We start from the raw sequence: 17,908 nt of genomic DNA, 5'->3' as shown, positions 1-17,908 counted from the left end.
GAGGAAGATTCGTTTTGAACGCCCAAAAATTTAGCTTGAACACCCGATTAAAGGTATAGACAATATAATGAATATATTGAAAGAATTAGATTAATACTCAGTCTGAGTAATTGCAGGACTCAAATGTCGAGGAGGTGTCTGAATGTCATATCAGTTCATTCAGCCTATTCAGGGAGATCGGTTCGACATTGTGGGTGATATTCATGGTGAGATCGACGCCTTAAACAGTCTCTTACATGTCATGGGCTATAATCTTAAAGGTGAGCATCCAGAACAGCGTAAGCTGATCTTTGTGGGTGATCTTTGTGACCGTGGGCAAAACAGCGTCGCGGTAATTCAGCAAGTGAAGATTCTAATGGAGCGGGGCCATGCCTACTGTGTGCTGGGCAACCATGAGCTGAACCTGCTAAATCAATCCTATCGTGAAGGCAATGGCTGGTATTTTGGATCACCGCATATGGATGACCATAAATCTTTTTACTCTGTATCTGCTACACCAGAAGACCAGCTGTGGATTCTACAATTTCTGCAAACTTTGCCCATTGCACTGGAATCAGATCAAATCCGGGTTGTGCATGCCTGCTGGGATACACACTCCATTCAACAACTAAAAGCACTGGACAAGCTGCATTTACTTGAAGCCTATGAACATTTTGTCCAGCAGACCCAGCAACATATTACTGATGCAGGTATTACAGAACAGGCATTCCAGGAAGCAGATCAGTTTCGTGAAGCGCTCACTGATCCGAATAGCGATATTCCCTGGCTGAAATATCTGGCACAAAAGGAATGGATTGAGCAGATGTATAATCCAATCAAAGTGTTGACCTCTGGTGCCGAATATATGACAGACAAGCCCATTTATGCCGGAGGCAAGTGGCGCATGAAAGACCGTCTGCCTTGGTGGGAGGATTATCAGGAGGATATTCCCGTCATTATTGGTCATTACTGGCGTAAATTTGACTTGGCTGAAGTGAAAGCTGGCCTGTTTCAGCAGATTGATCCGCTACAGTGGTTTGGGCATAAGCAAAATGTGTTCTGTGTGGATTATTCAGTCGGGAAACGCTATCTGGATCGGCAGCAGCAACGAGAATTTTCAAGCAAATTAGCGGCTCTTAGATGGCCTGAAAAGCAGGTGATTTTTGAGGATGGTTCAACTTATTTGACTTCTTAAAATGGTGTTGGTCTGATATCAAATAACAGATAAAGAAAAAGCGGTCTAAGTGACCGCTTTTATAACTAGATCAGCCGGATTATTCAGCTTCAATAATTTCAAAATCGTGCGTAATTTCCACACCGCCATCAGACAGCATTTTGCTGGCTGAGCAGTATTTTTCGGCAGAAAGCTCGACAGCCTTAGCCACTTGTTTCTCTTTAATGCCTTTACCTGTCACCACAAAATGCAGGTGAATCTTCGTAAATACCGCAGGAATAGTATCGGCACGTTCCGCATTGAGTTCACAACGAACATCGGTAATATCCTGACGTGCCTTCTTTAAAATGGTGACAATATCAAACGAAGCACAACCACCCAAACCGGTTAATAGAAGTTCCATTGGACGAGGGCCACGGTTCTCACCACCATATTCTGGCGAGCCGTCCATGACGATGCTGTGACCACTTTGCGTTTTTGCTTCAAAAGCAACATTCTCTAACCAATGAACGCTTGTTTGCATTGCAACTACCTAAAAAAAGCTATAAATTTACGAAGTAACTGTACACTAACATAAATTGGGTTGATAAGGAATTTCATTCCCACTGTGTGACAAGTTCACATTAGGTCTTGTGCGATCTAAAAATTATCCTTATTTGGAACTGCTAGCATGACTTCAAACTTTTCACAATTAAGCACAGATGCACTTTCTCCGGGGCAATTGCCAGAATCCGTGAAGGCATTATTAAAACGTGCATATATCAACCGTTACCCAAAACGTACAACGATCGTTGATGCAGGAACAGAATCTAAATCTTTATATTTGATTCTGAAGGGGTCTGTATCGATCATTCTTCGTGAAGATGATGAGCGTGAAATTGTCGTGGCGTATTTGAACGCGGGTGACTTTTTTGGGGAAATGGGCTTATTCGAAGCAAATCCACAACGTACTGCAGAAGTGCGTACGCGTGACGTTTGTGAAATTGCAGAGATTAGCTACGAGAACTTCCATGAACTGAGCAAACAATATCCTGATTTGAGTTATGCGGTATTTGCGCAACTGGTTCGCCGTCTGAAGAATACGACACGTAAAGTAACCGACCTGGCATTTATTGATGTTTCTGGTCGTATCGCGCGTTGTCTGATCGATCTTTCAGCTCAGCCTGAAGCGATGATCTTGCCAAATGGCCGTCAGATCCGTATTACCCGTCAGGAAATTGGCCGTATTGTAGGTTGTTCCCGTGAAATGGTCGGTCGTGTGCTGAAAACCCTTGAAGAGCAAGGCATGATCGAAACGGATGGTAAAGCAATTCTGATCTTTGATGCCTCACTGGAACAGAATGAATTACCAGCTGAAGATGATTCAGATGAATAAGCTGTAATTTTGAGAAAAGGGCAAACCTTCGGGTTTGCTTTTTTTATAGCTGCGGAAAATCCAACATCACAAATAAGAACAAACTTCTTAGAAAAGATGATTTCAGCCCGTCGCTTTCCTTCTATACTCTAGGTGTACTTTATTATGATAAGTCAAACCTAGAATAGACAGGGAATTATTCATGCAATTCAAACCACTTGCAGATACCGGTATTTTACTTCCAGAAATCTGTTTAGGCACCATGACCTTTGGTGAACAAAATACCCAGGAAGAAGCTTTTGAGCAGCTCGATTATGCACTGGATCAAGGACTGTATTTCTGGGATACCGCAGAAATGTACCCGGTACCACCAAAACCGGAAACCCAAGGTGCGACAGAACGCATTATCGGGAACTGGATTGCATCACGTGGCGGTCGTGACAAACTGTTTTTAGCATCCAAAATCGCTGGTCCATCACAAGGTGGTAGTCATATCCGTGATGGACAGACCCGTTTTGGGGCAGATGAAATTTCAGCGGCCATAGACCAGTCATTGTCACGTCTGCAAACCGATTATATTGACTTATACCAGTTGCACTGGCCGCAACGCCCAACGAATTTCTTTGGTAAACTCGGTTATGGCAATGCTGAAGCGGCTGAAGACCGCGCAGTGACGGATCTCGAAGAAACCCTGACTGCCTTGCAATATGAAATTAAAAATGGCCGTATCCGTTATATCGGTCTGTCGAATGAGACCCCATGGGGGACGATGAAGTTCCTGCATCTGGCCGAGAAACTGGGATTATCAAAATTTGTCAGCGTACAGAATCCATATAACCTGCTGAATCGTACCTATGAAATCGGTATGTCAGAAATTGCCAAATATGAAGGTGTAGGCTTACTGGCTTATTCACCTCTGGCATTCGGATATCTGACGGGTAAATTCCGCAATGGTGCGCGTCCAGCCAAGGCTCGTGTCACCTTATTCTCGCGTTTTAGCCGTTATAGCAATCCGGAAAGTGAATGGGCAGTGGAGCAATATGCACAACTGGCAGAGCAGCATGGTCTGACCCTGACTCAATTGGCATTGGCATTTATTAAACAGCAGTTCTTTGTAACCAGCACGATTATTGGTGCAACTAATCTGGATCAGCTAAAAGAAAATATTCAGGCTTTTGAAGTCAACCTGCCTGAGGAAATACTGAAAGGCATTGAAGCGATTCATCGTCAGCAGCCGAATCCGGCACCATAATTTTTATAATTTTATTCCGGAAAAGCCTTTATTGATAAAGGCTTTTTTATTTCACATGATTAAGTTTGTGGCTGAATAAAAATTCTTCTTTGTTCACTTGAAATATGATTTGACTATACCAATATTATTATTAAAGACTGCCGATATTTATTTTAAGTTTTTGAAAAATATATATAAATTTATTTGAAATTTGTGTGCGTGCTCCCATATATGAATTAAGTTAAAAATTTGTTGTGAGGAATAACAATAATGCGCTTTGAAAAATTTACAAATCGTCTGCAGCAAACCCTTTCAGATGCACAATCCTTGGCAATGGGTAAGGACCATGCTTCTATCGACGGTATTCACATTCTGGCAACCTTGTTAGATGAATCATCCAATATCAGTCTGCTGCAACAGGCAGGTGCGAACTTACGTGATTTGCAGACTAAACTGCAAACCGCGCTGAGTAATGCACCGACTTTAAGCCAGTCCACCGGCGATATTAACCTTAGTCCTGAAGCAGCGAAAGTTCTGCATCTGGCAGATAGTTTTGCCCAAAAAGCAGGGGATGAATTCCTTTCTACTGACTGGGTATTGTTAGCATTAGCGGAAACAGGCAAAACCAAATCACTTTTAAGTGAAGTAGGTGTTAAAGCCGAGACCTTAAAACAAGTCATTCATCAAATTCGAGGCAATGAAAAAGTCATGAGCAATAATCATGAAGATCAGCGTGACTCTTTAAATAAATACACCATTGACCTGACTGAACGCGCATTACAAGGCAAGCTGGATCCAGTGATTGGTCGTGATGATGAAATTCGCCGTACCATTCAGGTTTTGTCACGCCGTACCAAAAATAACCCGGTACTGATCGGTGAGCCTGGTGTCGGTAAAACTGCGATTGTAGAAGGTCTGGCACAGCGTATCGTGAATGGGGAGGTTCCAGAAGGTCTGAAAGGTAAACGCGTTCTGTCACTAGATTTAGGTTCATTGCTGGCTGGTGCCAAATATCGTGGTGAATTTGAAGAACGTCTAAAAGCTGTTCTGAAAGACCTGGCCAAACATGAAGGCGAAATTATTCTGTTCATCGACGAGCTGCATACCCTGGTGGGCGCAGGTAAGGGCGATGGTGCCATGGATGCCGGTAACATGCTGAAACCAGCATTGGCACGTGGTGAACTGCGTTGTGTGGGCGCAACGACCCTGGATGAATACCGCCAGTACATCGAAAAAGATGCAGCCTTGGAACGTCGTTTCCAGAAAGTATTGGTGGATGAACCAAGTGTAGAAGATACCATTGCAATTTTACGTGGTCTGAAAGACCGTTATGCGACTCACCATGGTGTACAGATTCTGGATTCTGCGATTATCGCTGCAGCTAAAATGTCACATCGTTACATCACTGACCGTCAGTTGCCAGACAAAGCGATTGACCTGATTGATGAAGCAGCATCTCGTATCAAAATGGAGCTGGACTCTAAGCCAGAAGCTTTGGATAAACTTGAACGCCGTTTAATTCAGCTGAAAATGCAATTGGAAGCGGTGAAAAAAGATGAGGATTCGGGTGCCAAGTCTGAAGTGAAATATCTGGAAGATCAGATTGCTACAGTTGAGAAAGAGTATAGCGAGCTGGAAGAAATCTGGCGTGCAGACAAAGCGCTGGTTGCGGGCAATAAAGACATTCAGGTGAAGCTGGATCAAGCCCGCATTGCGTTAGAGAAAGCGCAGCGTGAGGGTGATCTGGCAGAAGCGGCACGTTATCAGTATGGCGTAATTCCTGAGTTACAGAAGCAATTGGAACGTATTGAAGCAGCTGAAGAAAGTGAAGCACCAAAACTATTGCGTGACAAAGTCACTGACAATGAGATTGCTGAAGTGGTCAGTGCTGCAACTGGTATTCCAGTGGCAAAAATGTTGCAAGGTGAGCGTGACAAACTGCTACATATGGAAGAATTCCTGCATAAACGTGTCGTCGGTCAGGAAGAAGCTGTCGTGGCAGTGTCGAATGCAGTACGCCGTTCACGTGCCGGATTGTCTGATCCAAACCGTCCTAGTGGTTCATTCCTGTTCTTGGGGCCAACCGGGGTGGGTAAGACTGAGTTGACCAAAGCTTTGGCGAACTTCCTGTTTGACAGTGATGATGCAATGATCCGTATCGACATGTCGGAATTTATGGAAAAACATTCTGTCAGCCGTCTGGTTGGTGCGCCTCCGGGCTATGTCGGTTATGAAGAAGGTGGTGTGCTGACTGAAGCGGTACGTCGTAAACCCTATAGCGTGGTGCTGTTTGATGAAGTTGAGAAAGCGCATCCGGATGTATTTAATATTTTATTACAGGTACTGGATGATGGCCGCTTAACGGATTCACAAGGCCGTGTGGTGGACTTTAAAAATACCGTGATCGTGATGACTTCTAACTTGGGTTCAAGTGATGTGCGTGAACTGGGTGGTGGTGCGACCCGAGATGAGGTACGTAGTGTGGTGATGAATGCAGTGTCGGAACACTTCCGTCCTGAGTTCATTAATCGTATCGATGAGATTGTGGTGTTCCATTCACTGGAAAAAGCCCAGATTCGTGGTATTGCTGATATCCAGTTGAACCGTTTACGTCAACGTCTGGCAGAGCGCGACTTGCGCTTATCCGTGGAAGACAGTGCTTTTGACCAGTTGATCGATGTAGGCTTTGATCCTCTATATGGTGCGCGACCATTGAAACGTGCGATTCAGCAACGTATAGAAAATGGCTTGGCGCAAAACATTCTTGAAGGTAAATTCAACCCAGGCGATACCATTGTGGTTAGCGCTGAAAATGGTGAACTGGTCTTTGATAAAATGAAGCTCAACTAATCTAAACTGATCGGAAAAGAAAAACCCAGCCTAGGCTGGGTTTTTCTTTATGGTACTTACTTCTTCCATCGCACCACTTTTCATTTCTCCCTCTGCGAGAAAAAGAAAGAGGGTGTAAATCCTGATGAAAGAAATTAATTCACTATCAAATTACATTTTTGGATGGGTGATTTTCCATGCACGGTGAATCTTCTGATTACGCTTGAAATCAGGACCGATGGTTTCATGGGTGATTTCTTCCACATCAAAGAATGCCAAGATTTCTGCATCCATTTCAAAGCCACGATAATTATTTGAGAAGTAGAGTGTACCTTCAGTGGTTAAACGGTTCATAGCACGTTTAATCAAAGACAAATGGTCACGTTGTACGTCAAAAGTACCGTAGAATTTCTTCGAGTTAGAGAATGTTGGTGGATCGATAAAGATCAGTTCATATTGCTCATGACCTTCTTTCAGCCATTCGAAACAGTCAGATGCAAAGAACTGATGTTGCTCATCAGCATGATCTACAGTCAGGCCGTTCAAGACGAAGTTTTCTTTTGACCAGTTCAAATAGGTATTGGACAAATCCACGCTCGTCGTACTGGCTGCACCACCCAGTGCTGCATGTAAACTTGCCGTAGAGGTATAGCTGTACAGGTTCAGGAAGTGTTTGCCTTTAGCTTCACGGGCAATGCGTAAACGCATCTGACGGTGATCCAGGAACAGACCGGTATCCAGATAATCGGTCAGGTTGACCAGAATCTTGGCTTGACCTTCCTGCACAATAAAACGTTTAGACGCCGTGCTTTGTTTGGTGTACTGGTTTTTGCCTTCCTGACGGGCACGGGTCTTGATAAAGATCGCATCACGACCTAAACCAGTCACAGTACGAATCGCCTGCAAAGCCAGGTTAAAACGTTTTTTAGCTTTTTCAGGATCAATTTTTTTCGGTGGGGCATATTCCTGAACGTGCAGACGCTCACCATACAGGTCTACTGCGATATTAAAATCAGGTAAGTCTGCATCATACAAACGTAGACAATGAATATTTTCTTTCACCGCCCATTTTTTCAGAGTTTGCATATTCTTGGTCAGACGGTTGGCAAATTCCATCGCACCTTCGATTGGCTCGAATTGCTGTGGCTGCCAGCTTTCCAGGAATGGACGTACCACTGCAGCCGGTTTAATTGTACCAAAACGAATATAGATCGGTAATTTACCGTTCATCAGGCGTAGAATTTGCGGATCATTGAACGCCAAGACATCCGCCTGTTCAACTTGTGACGCAATCACTGCTGCTTTTTGATTGGGGAAATTCTTTTGCAGCAGATTAGACAAACCTAAGTACAACGCACGGTTAGAAGCCTTGTCACCTAAACGCTCACCATAAGGCGGGTTGGTCACGAAGAATACTTTCTTGCCTTCGGCCTGGAAATCAGGCCAGTCATTTAAGGTACGTTCTTCGATCATAATCTGGTCAAGCGCTGATTCAAAACCTGCCGCAATGATATTTTGCTTGGTGGCTTTTACCGCTTCCCAGTCAGCATCGAAGGCATAAAATTTTGGTAATGGATTTTCCAGCGCAGCTTTATGACGTTCAGCAGCTTCGGCTTTAATACCCATCCACAGTTCATGATCATGACCATTCCAGCCGTTAAAGCCGAAACGACGTACCAGGCCTGGTGCACGATCAGTCAGAATCATTAAAGATTCAATAATAAAGGTACCTGAACCACACATAGGATCAACCACGATATCCGGGTTGATGTCTTTCAGGCCACCTTTTTGCAGGATCGCTGCTGCCAGGTTTTCTTTGATTGGTGCTTCAGTCATAAAGCGACGATAGCCACGTTTATGCAGAGAATCACCAGAAAGGTCCAGGCAGTAGGTATGAGCTTTTTTACCAGCCAGAATATACATGGTGATTTCTGGCTGTTTGGTATCAATACTTGGACGTTTACCCACGGCTTCCATGAATGAATCCACAACACCATCTTTAGCACGCAAAGTGGCAAACTGGGTATTGACCTTGATATCACGTTCGACATGCAGACGAATTGCGAAGGTACTTTGTGGTGCAAAAATTAGTGACCAGTCAAAGCTGATTGCACCTTCATAAAGCTCTTCAGCCACATCACGCGCATCATGGGAGAATTCAATTTCATGTGTGTGGATTGGCATCAGGACACGTGAAGCCAGACGCGACCACATACAGATGCAGTACGCATTTTCCAGTGTACCTTTAAAGGTCAGACGACCCGGGAAACGTTCAATATCCTGAACACCTAAACCTTTGATTTCTTCTTCTAATAAGGTTTCCAGACCATCGGCACAGGTGACCCAATAATTGCTTAAACGTGAAGAGGTATTCATAAAATAGAGAGACCGGAAAAGAATAAATAAAAACTGTGCTCAGTTTACCGTATTTTGCCTTTTAAAGCTTTTGAAATTATTTCGATTGGCTTTGAAATTTCACCTGAACAAGCCCGCTACAATGAAATAAATATTAAATACATGATAAGTGAATCAAATTGGTATGGAAATTGCTCCTTATACAAAATGAGACTGTAGCCACTGGGGAGGGGCTACAGTCTCATTTTTTAAATAATTGGGGGTTTAAAATGGTAAATGGGGATAGCTTTTCAATTGCAACTTTAATTTATGCGCGTTTAAGACGTATTTCCGGTCGTGTAATTGATGCAATCTACCTGTCTGAAAATAAAGACTATGCAAAGCATGTGATTGAGCTGGCTATAGCAACTCAAGATGAGGAGTTATCACGACTGGTAGAAAAATTAAGACAGGTTTTCGATCTGTCTATGGATCAGGATGAATCTCTAACAGATACAACTCAGCATGTTCAGGATGACTGGATTGTTGTGGAACCGACACAAGAAGATATTCATCGCGCCCAGGTTGCCCATCGTTATATTGGCGCATTGCGCTAAGCTGGTTATGAGTGCAGATGCACCAGACTGATGCACTCATTTTTTTGCATGCAAAAAAATAGCAATCTGAGAAAAAGGTTAAATTATCTTATTGAAAAAATACATAGGAATTTCAAAATCAATTTTTATTATCAAGTCGGTTTTTGTACAAGTAGCCGATTTCCCAAGTGCGAACAGAAGTGAATCTCTGTATAATACGTTGACTTAACGTATAAGGAATCTCTCATGCACTTGGCTGCATTGCATACACCGAGCCAGATTCAACTCAATAAAGAAGGCAATCTAAAACACTTCTTGACTATCGAAGGTCTTTCTAAAGAAACTCTTACAAAAATACTGGACACTGCGGCGTCCTTTTTTAATGACCAAAATCAGCTCATTACCAATAATTTGCTCGAAGGGCGAACGGTAATGAACCTCTTCTTCGAAAACTCTACCCGTACCCGTACCACTTTTGAAGCAGCTGCAAAGCGTCTTTCTGCTAACGTTCTTAATATCGATATCGCACGTTCAAGTACCTCTAAAGGCGAAACGCTGCGCGATACCTTGTGGAACCTTGAAGCAATGGCAGCGGACATTTTCGTGGTACGTCATTCATCTTCTGGTGCAGCGCATTTTATTGCCAAAGATGTCTGTCCGAATCTGGCCATCATTAATGCGGGGGATGGCCGTCATGCCCATCCAACTCAAGCCATGCTGGATATGCTCACGATTCGCCGTGAGACCAAAAAGAATTTTGAAGATATTTCAATTGCCATCATTGGTGACATCAAGCATTCACGTGTAGCGCGTTCGGATGTCGCAGCTTTGCAAACCTTGGGCTGTAAAGATATTCGTGTTATTGCACCCAATACTTTACTTCCTTATGGCTTCGATGATTACGGTCCAGAAGTTCGTTTGTTCAATAATATGGAAGACGGCATTAAAGACTGCGACGTGATCATTACCTTACGTATTCAGAACGAGCGGATTGATTCACCAGCGCTATCTTCACAGGCTGAATTCTACAAAATGTATGGCCTGAATAAAGAACGTCTTGCCATGGCGAAACCCGATTGTATCGTGATGCATCCGGGTCCAATGAACCGTGGTGTAGAGATTGATTCCAGTATCGCAGATGGTCCACAGTCAGTGATTCTGAATCAGGTGACCAACGGGATTGCAGTACGTATGGCGGTGTTGGCACTTTCAATGCAGGGCCAGCTCCAGGAACAAGGTTTGATTGAAGCGATTGCGGTATAAGGAATAAGTCATGTCTATTGTTAAAATTGAGAATGTTCGAGTTCTAGACCCAATCGAAAAAACTGACAGTGTACAAACAGTTTATCTGGAAAATGGTAAGCGTATTGCTGAAACTGCAAATGTGTCAGAAACGATTAATGGTCAAGGTAAATGGCTGATGCCTACTATGGTCGATCTGTGTGCACGTTTACGTGAACCTGGTCAGCAACAGCATGGTACCTTGAAATCTGAAGGCAAGGCAGCACGTGAAAACGGTATTCTGCATGTGTTTACGCCACCTGATTCAAAGCCAATCGTACAGGACAATGGTGCCTTGATTCATGGTCTGGTTGAAAAAGCCATGCTGGATGGCGGCATCTATCTGGAAGTGATTGGTGCGCAGACACAAGGTTTAAATGGACAACAGCCGGCAAATATGGCGGGTCTGAAAAAAGGTGGTTGTAGTGCTGTATCCAATGCCAGCGCGCCGTTTGCCAATGATGATGTAGTCCTGCGTACCCTAGAATATGCAGCAGGTCTTAACCTGACTGTAGTGTTCTATGCAGAAGAACCGCAAATTGCCAAAGATGGCTGTGTGCATGAGGGTTTTATTGCATCACGTCAAGGTTTACCAATGATTCCGGCACTGGCAGAGACTGTCGCGATTGCTAAATATCTGCTGATGATTGAAGCGACTAAAGTGCATGCACACTTTGGTTTGTTATCTTGTGGTGCTTCGGTTGAGCTGATCCGCATTGCCAAAGAAAAAGGTCTCCCAGTAACATGTGATGTGGCGATGCATCAGTTACATTTAACTGATGCACTGATTGACGGCTTTAACTCACTGGCTCATGTTCGTCCGCCATTACGTTCTGAATCAGATAAAGAGTTACTGCGTCAAGGCGTGAAGTCTGGAGTGATTGATGCGATCTGTACCCATCACGAACCACTCAGCAGCTCTGCAAAAATGGCGCCGTTTGCAGAAACTCAGCCTGGCTTTACTGCATTTGATACCTTCCTTCCATTTGGTTTGCAACTGATCAAAGAAGGTCTGTTTAGTCCATTGGAATGGGTAGAGAAAGTGACGATTGCACCTGCCAAGGTCGCTAAAATGCAAGAGCGCTGGATGAATGAGGCAGGTTGGGTGTTGCTTGATCCTGAAATAGAATGGACTTTGACGAAAGAGAGCATTGTGTCACAAGGTAAAAATACACCATTGATCAATCAAAAGGTTAAAGGAAAAGTTTTACAAAGCTTTGTGCCAGCATAAATCAGTTCCTGATTGTTTTTATTAAAGTCAGCTTCGGCTGACTTTTTTTATTTTGGTAAACATATCATTAACTAGTACTATTGAAATGTTATGATTTTCATACAACTATTTACATTTTCTAAAAAGATCGGGTCTTAAACTGAATAAATATTAATCATTAAAAAATCAAAAGAATGGTGACTTTATGAATGACGACCTGATTCAACGATTAAAATATCATGTTACTCCGACGGTGCTGCAAGGCGAAACAGAATATGTTGCTGCCAAAGAGCAGGCGCTGGCGCAATTTTATCCTATTTTCCTGAGTATATTGCGTGTGCATCCGGAACAGGCAGAAACTCTCAGTCAGCAATTAAATCCAAAGATTAGTGAATTGTTCACAGAAAAACCTGAAATCAAACAACGTCTGCTCGAGCATCTGGCCAGCCTGTCCGATAGCGTGCCACAAGAGCAGCTTGAACAGACCTTAAACCGTTCGATTAAACCAACTATTGAGTATCTAAAAACAGAAGCTGATGCATCTAATCCTGATGCAATTAATTATGTAATTGAAACCAATAATGATTCAATTCAAAAAGCGTTGCCGACCTGGGCATCACAGCTGTTACTTGCTATAGGTGCATCGCCACTGGTTGGCCATCATCCAACACCTGTACCGGGGATTGACCCTGAACCTGTTGAACCGGCGATTCAAAAAGAAAGAAGATCACGTTTTTTAATTCCGATCATTGCCTTTATTATCGTGGCTGCTTTAATTATGTTCTTCTTCCGAGGCTGTACACGTGATGATGATCCAGATGATATCCGGGATATGCAAAATGCATCTAAAGCAGTCGCAACTGAAACTGCATTTCTAAAATTAAGTACTGGAAGTGAGGGGCAGATTACTAGCTGTCAGGTACAGATTAATGATCCTCAGTATATGGAAATTTTACAAAACGAGATCAAACAGATTTTTAATTATAATATCGGTTGCGGTTCAGAAAGTAATGATAATTACCATTCTGAATTCACCGATCAGGATACGATTCCATCTGTACTAAAAGCAATGCAGGGTGTGCCAAATGTCAGTTTGCATTGGGAAGGAAAACAGGTTTCTGTACAAGCGGGGAATTCAGCCGATGCTGAACGTATCGCAGGTGAAATTCGCCAGCTGGCAAAAAATATGACGGTCATTACCCAAAAACCTATTAGTACTGCAAAGGCGATTAATACGCCGAGCAATGAAGCTGAAAAAGTCTTGGCAAGTATGCCTATAGAACAAATCCAAGCTTTAGATGTTGCGACAGCTTTAAATCTGCAAGCAATCAACTTTGCTCCAGGTTCAACTGAAATCCCGACCATCAATCAGTCGATTCTGGATCAGACAGCAGCTTTAATGAAACGTGCGCCACAAGTTCATTTACGAGTGATTGGTCACACAGATGCTCAAGGCGATGAAGAACTAAATAAACAACTTTCTTTACAGCGTGCTCAGGCGATTGTTAACTATCTGGTGAAACAGGGGGTCGATCCTGCCCAGTTGAATGCGATAGGCATGGGGCCAGCTCAACCCAATGCATCAAATGCTAAAGATGTAGACCGTTATAAAAACCGTCGTATTGCCTTTGAAGTCATGAATACCAACACTGGGACTGTACGTGCGGTCGATGACCAAGGTGTAAAACAGAAGGTGTAAATTTAAGACTAAAGAACGGTTTATTTAAATAGCCTATTTAACTAGATTGATCAAAATGAAAAGGACGAATTGCTTCGTCCTTTTTTTATTGGCATGCTGTGCGCAATTGTTCAGGAATATGAGTAAATGCGGATTACTATCATTGGGGCAGGGCGAGTGGCTTATCATCTTGCTCATGTATTGTCAGTACAGCATGAGATTGTGCAGATTTATAGCCGGACCTTGGAAAAGGCCCAGCAACTGGCAGATCAATTCCAGGCACAGGCAATTGAAAAGCCTGAGCAACTGGATAATCGTGTGGATCTGGCCATTATTGCGGTTAGTGACCAGTCAATTGCCATGGTTATTGAACAGATTCATCCATATTTACCGAATAACCTGATCGTACATACTTCCGGCAGTACTCATTTAGATGTGCTGAAACAAATCCATGTACGTGCTGGTGTATTCTATCCATTACAAACCTTTAGTCTGGAACGTGAGATTAACTGGGAAAATACACCTTTATTTATCGAAGCACATGATCGCGAAGACCAAAATATCCTTCAAAATTTAGCAAATAGCCTAAGCAGTAGAGTCTATTCGTATAGTTCAGAGCAACGCCTAAGTCTGCATTTAGCTGCAGTCTTTGCATGTAATTTTAGTAACTATTGTTATGACATGGCCAAACAGGTAGTCGATGCACAGCAAGTGGATTTTGGTCTGCTTTATCCATTAATTCTGGAAACAGCAAATAAAGCGACACAGAATGATCCACGCCAGATGCAGACAGGTCCTGCTATGCGGGGAGATCAGAATATTCTGAATATGCACCAATCCATGTTGGAACAGTCACAACGTAATGATCTGGCAGAAGTATATGCCTTGATGAGTCAGCAGATCTTGCAACGACATCAAGCTTCCTAAACCTAAAAAACATATAGGTAACTGAATTGCATGCAGATTTCTCGATCAAGCATCGAGTTTAATTCTGAATATCAATTGTTCTATTTTCAGAAAATATCTTAAGTTGAGAAGATAATAATGAAAATGGAACAATAACAATGCAACAGGACTTTGACTACATCATTATTGGGGGAGGGAGCGCGGGATGCGTACTGGCCAGCCGTCTCAGTGAAGATCCCACTATTTCTGTCTGTCTTTTGGAAGCAGGTGGGCATGGCAATGCCTGGACAGTAAATATTCCGGCAGCCTGTGTCATGAGTTTACCAACCAAAATTAACAACTGGGCTTTTGAAACCGTTCCACAAAAAGGATTGAATGGACGTAAAGGTTATCAGCCACGTGGTAAATGTCTGGGGGGTTCCTCAGCAATTAATGCCATGATTTATATCCGTGGCAATCGTGCCGATTATGATGATTGGGCAGCACAAGGCTGTACTGGCTGGTCTTATGATGAAGTACTGCCATATTTTATCCGATCTGAGAATAACCATCGCATTCAGAATGAATATCATGGTAATGCAGGCCCTTTACATGTATCCGATGTGCAAACAGACAGTATTTTCCATGAGCGATATTTACAGGCAGCACGTGAGCAGGGCTATCCAGTGCTGGATGATTTTAATGGTGCAGAGCAGGAAGGCTTAGGGATTTATCAGGTGACTCATGATAATGGTGAGCGCTGTAGCGCAGCTCGAGCTTATCTGTTTCCACATTTGAATCGTCCGAATTTGACCATATGGACTAAAGCCACCACGCATAAAATTATAATCGAACAAAAATCGGCAGTTGGGGTGCAGGTGCAACATGCCGGCCAATTAAAAACGTTACGAGCGCGACAGGAAGTGTTGCTCTCGGCCGGTGCCATGCAATCTCCACACCTATTGATGCTATCCGGAATTGGTGATGCTGAAGAACTGAAACAACACGGTATCGAGCTCAAGCACCACTTGCCAGGGGTTGGAAAGAATTTTCATGATCACCCCGATTTTATTTTCGGCTATAGCGTCAAGGAATTTGCCGGAACTTTCGGGATATCCATGTCAGGTTCACTGGATATGTTTAAGCAGATTGGGCGATATCGCAGTGAGCGCCGCGGCATGATTGCGTCTAATTTTGCTGAATGTGGAGGATTCATTAAAAGCTCGCCAGCACTGAAAATTCCCAATCTGCAACTGCATTTCGTGGTGGCATTAGTGGATGACCATGCACGTAAGTTCCGCAGAAGCCACGGTATTTCCTGTCATGTCTGTTTATTAAATCCACGCAGCCGTGGTTCAATTAAACTGAGCGGGCCAAATATTCATGATCCGCTATTGATTGATCCAAATTTCTTGAACGATGAACGCGATTTGGATGATCTGGTCCAAGGCTTTAAACTGACACAAAAATTGATGCAGTCACCATCGCTTTCCAGTCTGTATAAGCAGGATTTATTTACTGCGCAGGTAAAAAATGATGAGGATATTCGGGAAATCCTACGCAATCGGGTAGATACGGTGTATCACCCAGTCGGTAGTTGCAAGATGGGCGTTGATGATATGTCTGTAGTCGATCCTGAATTATGTGTCTATGGCATTCAAAATCTGCGGGTGATTGATGCTTCAGTCATGCCATCGGTCGTGAATGGCAATACCAATGCACCAACAATTATGATTGCAGAAAAAGCTGTGGATCTGATCCAGGCAAGACAGCAAACATCGAAAGTTGCTTAAAAATATGAGAATTTCTTTTTACGGAATAAATAGGGACCGTATATGACGTCATGGGAACAAGGTGCAAACCTAGATATTACCAAATACATGCAGGATATTTTCCAGCAGCAGCGCCAGGCATGTTTGCAAGCAGCATATCCAGACTATGAGCAGCGTCAACAGCAACTTAAAACACTATATCAAATGGTGGTGGAGCATCAGCATGAGATGGCTGCTGCTATTAGTCGGGATTTCTCGAACCGGAGTCTTGACGAAACCAAGCTGTTTGAAGTGCTGACCAGTTTGAATGGACTGAAACACAGCTTGAAACATCTGAAAAAATGGATGAAGCCGAGTAAACGTCAGGTTGGTATTCTGTTTCAGCCAGCCACGGGTTATGTGATGTATCAGCCGGTAGGCGTGGTTGGTATTGTGGTGCCGTGGAATTATCCGCTTTTCCTCGCCATAGGTCCTTTGGGCCAGGCCTTGGCTGCGGGTAACCGGGTCATGCTGAAAATGAGTGAATATACCCCGGAATTTTCCAGTCTGTTTCAACAGCTGATTGCCCGTTATTTCCCAGCTGACCAGATTGTTGTAGTTACGGGGGATGCACAAGTCGCGCAGCAATTTACTAATTTGCCATTTGATCATTTGCTCTTTACTGGCGCGACTTCAATTGCACGTCATGTGATGCATGCGGCGGCGGAGAATCTGACCCCAGTCACACTGGAGCTCGGCGGTAAGTCACCTGTTATAGTCGCGAAAGATGCTGATTTACAGGAAAGCGCACGCCGTCTGGCTTTTGGCAAAACCATGAATGCCGGGCAGACCTGTGTAGCACCAGATTATACATTTGTGCATCAGTCACAAATCCAAGCTTTTATTGAAGCTTACTTCGATGCTATTCGACAATTCTATCCAAATAGTATTTTAAGCAATCCGGATTATACAACCATCATTAATGATCGGCAGCTTGCTCGATTACAGCAATATATTGAGGATGCTCAGGCCAAAGGTGCACAGTTGCATCAGATTGAACAGGGAGTAGATGGGCGCCGTTTGCCGCACCTGGTCTTGACCAATGTCCGTGACGATATGCTGATCATGCAGAATGAAATCTTTGGTCCACTTCTGCCCGTCATTGGCTATGAGCAGATGGATGAAGTAATTAACTACATCAACCAGCATGACCGGCCATTGGCGCTATATTATTTTGGCTATAACAAAGCTGAGCAACAAAAAGTCCTGCATACGACACACAGTGGTGGAGTTTGTCTCAATGAAACCTTGATGACGGCAGGTATGGAGGATATGCCCTTTGGCGGGATTGGCCCATCTGGAATGGGGCATTATCACGGACATGAAGGCTTTAAGACCTTTAGTCATGCCAAGTCGGTATTTAGCCGTCCAAAATTCAGTTTGATGAAGCTGATTTATCCACCGTATGGCAGTTCGATTTTGAAACTGATTTATCGTATCTTCTTGCGTTAAAGTGAATGATGCCTAGGAAAATTGCCAGGTATAAAGATGATCAATCTATTTTTCTTTCTAAAATTGATTTCAGGTATTCTGATCGCGATCATTC

13 protein-coding genes are annotated in these 17,908 nt (G+C 43.4%); 11 read left to right on the top strand and 2 right to left on the bottom strand.

Annotated features, from left to right (window positions below; translation table 11 throughout):
• Positions 1-142 precede the first annotated feature (142 nt).
• Complete coding sequence (locus FSC11_RS09430) at positions 143-1,174, top strand: metallophosphoesterase (RefSeq protein ID WP_163166557.1); 1,032 nt, start codon at positions 143-145, stop codon at positions 1,172-1,174.
• A 79-nt stretch (positions 1,175-1,253) separates the two neighbouring features.
• On the opposite strand, the gene FSC11_RS09425 is transcribed toward FSC11_RS09430, so the two are convergent.
• On the bottom strand, positions 1,254-1,676 hold the full coding sequence (locus FSC11_RS09425) for an OsmC family protein (RefSeq protein WP_004812288.1): 423 nt from the start codon (positions 1,674-1,676) through the stop codon (positions 1,254-1,256).
• 147 nt (positions 1,677-1,823) lie between these two features.
• Here FSC11_RS09425 and crp point away from each other — a divergent pair, with 147 nt between their 5' ends.
• From crp to clpB, 3 genes are all read left to right on the top strand, one after another.
• On the top strand, positions 1,824-2,528 hold the full coding sequence (gene crp, locus FSC11_RS09420) for a cAMP-activated global transcriptional regulator CRP (protein WP_163166555.1): 705 nt from the start codon (positions 1,824-1,826) through the stop codon (positions 2,526-2,528).
• Positions 2,529-2,709: 181 nt separating this feature from the next.
• The gene (locus FSC11_RS09415; protein WP_163166553.1) at positions 2,710-3,759 is read left to right on the top strand and encodes an NADP(H)-dependent aldo-keto reductase; all 1,050 of its coding nucleotides are present in this window, start codon (positions 2,710-2,712) and stop codon (positions 3,757-3,759) included.
• Between the two features lie 249 nt (positions 3,760-4,008).
• Positions 4,009-6,588, top strand: coding sequence for an ATP-dependent chaperone ClpB (gene clpB, locus FSC11_RS09410; protein ID WP_163166551.1), 2,580 nt, complete (start codon positions 4,009-4,011; stop codon positions 6,586-6,588).
• Between the two features lie 150 nt (positions 6,589-6,738).
• Here the strand turns inward: clpB and rlmKL are convergent, their stop codons facing one another.
• Positions 6,739-8,943, bottom strand: a complete 2,205-nt coding sequence (rlmKL, locus tag FSC11_RS09405) for a bifunctional 23S rRNA (guanine(2069)-N(7))-methyltransferase RlmK/23S rRNA (guanine(2445)-N(2))-methyltransferase RlmL (protein WP_163166549.1) — start codon at positions 8,941-8,943, stop codon at positions 6,739-6,741.
• Between the two features lie 248 nt (positions 8,944-9,191).
• Between rlmKL and FSC11_RS09400 the strand changes: the two genes are divergently transcribed.
• The 7 genes from FSC11_RS09400 (at position 9,192) to FSC11_RS09370 (ending at position 17,814) form a co-directional block, all read left to right on the top strand.
• Positions 9,192-9,518, top strand: coding sequence for a hypothetical protein (locus tag FSC11_RS09400; protein WP_004894140.1), 327 nt, complete (start codon positions 9,192-9,194; stop codon positions 9,516-9,518).
• Between the two features lie 225 nt (positions 9,519-9,743).
• Entirely contained in the window at positions 9,744-10,760 is a 1,017-nt protein-coding gene (locus tag FSC11_RS09395) for an aspartate carbamoyltransferase catalytic subunit (protein ID WP_004812299.1), read from the top strand.
• 10 nt (positions 10,761-10,770) lie between these two features.
• Positions 10,771-12,009, top strand: a complete 1,239-nt coding sequence (locus FSC11_RS09390; RefSeq protein WP_004812302.1) for a dihydroorotase — start codon at positions 10,771-10,773, stop codon at positions 12,007-12,009.
• A 184-nt stretch (positions 12,010-12,193) separates the two neighbouring features.
• Positions 12,194-13,687 (top strand): OmpA family protein, encoded by a 1,494-nt coding sequence (locus tag FSC11_RS09385; protein WP_163166547.1) that lies wholly within the window; start codon positions 12,194-12,196, stop codon positions 13,685-13,687.
• A 126-nt stretch (positions 13,688-13,813) separates the two neighbouring features.
• Positions 13,814-14,593, top strand: a complete 780-nt coding sequence (locus FSC11_RS09380; RefSeq protein WP_163166545.1) for a Rossmann-like and DUF2520 domain-containing protein — start codon at positions 13,814-13,816, stop codon at positions 14,591-14,593.
• Positions 14,594-14,730: 137 nt separating this feature from the next.
• Positions 14,731-16,344 carry a GMC family oxidoreductase gene (locus FSC11_RS09375; protein ID WP_163166543.1) on the top strand — a complete coding sequence of 538 codons (1,614 nt, stop codon included), beginning with the start codon at positions 14,731-14,733 and terminating at the stop codon, positions 16,342-16,344.
• 42 nt (positions 16,345-16,386) lie between these two features.
• Complete coding sequence (locus FSC11_RS09370; RefSeq protein ID WP_163166541.1) at positions 16,387-17,814, top strand: coniferyl aldehyde dehydrogenase; 1,428 nt, start codon at positions 16,387-16,389, stop codon at positions 17,812-17,814.
• Positions 17,815-17,908: the final 94 nt, after the last annotated feature.

This window comes from Acinetobacter schindleri (genome assembly GCF_010918895.1).
In the GTDB taxonomy this organism is placed as follows: Bacteria; Pseudomonadota; Gammaproteobacteria; order Pseudomonadales; family Moraxellaceae; genus Acinetobacter; species Acinetobacter schindleri.
This window is presented reverse-complemented; position numbering and strand designations above follow the sequence as displayed.